Source organism: Streptomyces niveiscabiei, from assembly GCF_001419795.1.
Classification (GTDB): Bacteria; Actinomycetota; Actinomycetes; order Streptomycetales; family Streptomycetaceae; genus Streptomyces; species Streptomyces niveiscabiei.
Window position 1 is genome coordinate 1 of record NZ_LIRL01001407.1, and the last position, 2,009, is coordinate 2,009.

The window sequence follows — 2,009 nt, forward strand, 5'->3', positions numbered from 1 at the left end:
ATCGATAGGAATACGGCTTCTAAATCTGATGGAGTTCGGAGGCGTGGTAGTGCTGGATGAACCAGGATTTGCCGGTTGCGCCAAGGACGACGGACAGGATGACATCGCGCTCGGCGCCGTCCGCCCCCGTGAACACCGCCCGCGCGACTCCGCTGACGACGTTCGCAGTGAAGCGGTGGGACCTTTGGACGCGTACGCGGACCGTCGTACCCTCGGGTATGGCGCTGTAGTACGCCACGATGTCGTCCCTCCCGAACCCCGGACCCGAGGTGAGTCCTTGGAAGATGGCGTCGGGGGCGAACAGATCGGCGATCGACCGAGGGTCTGCGGCGTTGAAATGCCGTTCCCACATGGTGAGGCCGTCACCGAGGATCGTGTCTGCGCCGGTCACCGCTTGCCTCCGTCGACATCGAGCGTGATGCCGGTGGTGAAGGTGTTCTCCATCAAATAGAGGGCGGAGTGCGCCACTTCCTCAGCGGAGCCCGGCCGGCCGACCGGGAGCTGCGCCGAGACGGCTTCACGGTAAGCCCGGTGCTCTGCTTCGCCCATGCGCTGTGCGTGGGTGTCGATCGGCCCCGGCGCGAGGGCGTTGACGCGCAAGGGTGCCAGTTCGAGCGCGAGGGACTTGACGGTGCCTTCGACGGCACCGTTGACTGCGGCGTATGCCGAGAATCCGGGGTCGACCTTGCGGTAGAGGAAGCCGGAAACCAGGGTGATCGAGCCCGTTTCCTTCGGGATGTGAGGCAGGGCCGCTTTGACACAGCGGTACTGGCCCCACCACTTGATCTCGAAGAAGGCGCGCACCTGTTCCTCGGTGAGGTCGGTGAAGGCAGCGATCGTGTTGCCCGAGGCGCAGGTGAACAGGTGGTCGATCGTTCCGACCGACCCCATGACGTCATCGACAGCGGCCGCGTCCGTAACGTTCAGTACGCGGTAAGAGGCCCGAGGACCGAGACCTTCAACGGCTTTCTGCAGGGCATCCTCGGACAGATCAGTCAGGACGACGTTCGCGCCACGCTGGACGGCGAGACGGGCGGTGGCCATGCCTATGCCGGAGGCTGCACCGGTAATGACGACAGTACGACCGGATAGCGCAGAGTCGAACATGCAGGGCACTTCCTTATGCGGGGACAATGGAACCCGTCCGGTCAGGAGTAGCCGGACGGCGGATGCAAGGGGCGGACCAGGGGTGGGGCCCGGCACTCAACAGGCACGCTTAACGACGCGGGACACCCACCAAACGGACCGCCCGGTCACGTTTTCACGCTACCATGTAATCGGACCATGCAGTCCGGTTAAAATGAGTCCATGGTCAGAGCCGATGCCGCACGCAACCGCCGCCTACTGATGGACGCCGCCTCGGCGGAGTTCGCAGAGCACGGCATGGATGTTTCGATCGCGCGGATCGCCACACGCGCCGGAGTGGGCAAAGGCACCGTCTTTCGCCACTTCGAGACGAAGGAGCAACTGCTCGCCGCGATCTTCTGTGACCAGATCGACGCCATCGCCGCCACCGGCGCGAAGCTGGTGGATGCACACGACCCCGGAGCGGCGTTGTTCGAGTTCATGGCTAGGGGAGTGGAGGTGCAGGCACATGACCTCTCGTTCTGTCAGGCCGCGGCTGCTCTCTCGCACAGTGAAGCAAGCGTGCGGACATCCATCCGGCGCTTGGAGGACATGGCCGACCGGCTCACCGGCCGGGCACAACAAGCCGGCCAAGTGCGTGACGACGTGTCCGGCGCCGATATCGTGCTGCTGCTCACCGCTGCCTCCCAGGCGCCCCTGCCCCTGGGGGACATCCAGCCCGGCCTGTGGCGACGCTACCTGGGTGTGATCTTCGACGGCCTCCGCCCGCAGTGCGCGAGCCCCCTGCCCGTCCCCGCCCCGCGCCTGTCCTACAGCACCGGCGTCTGACGCCCCTTGGTGCCCGAGGGAGGGCTTGTTGGTGTACGGGGTGGCGGCTGGCCTGGTGTGTTGCTGGTTTATTGAGAAGCCGTATTCCTATCGAT

The 2,009-nt window shown here is 65.1% G+C and carries 3 protein-coding genes; 1 reads left to right on the forward strand and 2 read right to left on the reverse strand.

Annotated elements, in window-relative coordinates:
- Positions 1 to 19: 19 nt before the first annotated feature.
- Entirely contained in the window at positions 20 to 391 is a 372-nt protein-coding gene (locus AOK24_RS44515; protein WP_055725485.1) for an SgcJ/EcaC family oxidoreductase, read from the reverse strand.
- Positions 388 to 1,107 carry an SDR family NAD(P)-dependent oxidoreductase gene (locus AOK24_RS44520; protein WP_063799642.1) on the reverse strand — a complete coding sequence of 240 codons (720 nt, stop codon included), beginning with the start codon at positions 1,105 to 1,107 and terminating at the stop codon, positions 388 to 390. Before AOK24_RS44520 ends, AOK24_RS44515 begins: the two co-directional genes overlap by 4 nt.
- Before the next feature lie 201 nt (positions 1,108 to 1,308).
- Between AOK24_RS44520 and AOK24_RS44525 the strand changes: the two genes are divergently transcribed.
- Positions 1,309 to 1,914 (forward strand): TetR/AcrR family transcriptional regulator, encoded by a 606-nt coding sequence (locus AOK24_RS44525; protein ID WP_055725487.1) that lies wholly within the window; start codon positions 1,309 to 1,311, stop codon positions 1,912 to 1,914.
- Positions 1,915 to 2,009: the final 95 nt, after the last annotated feature.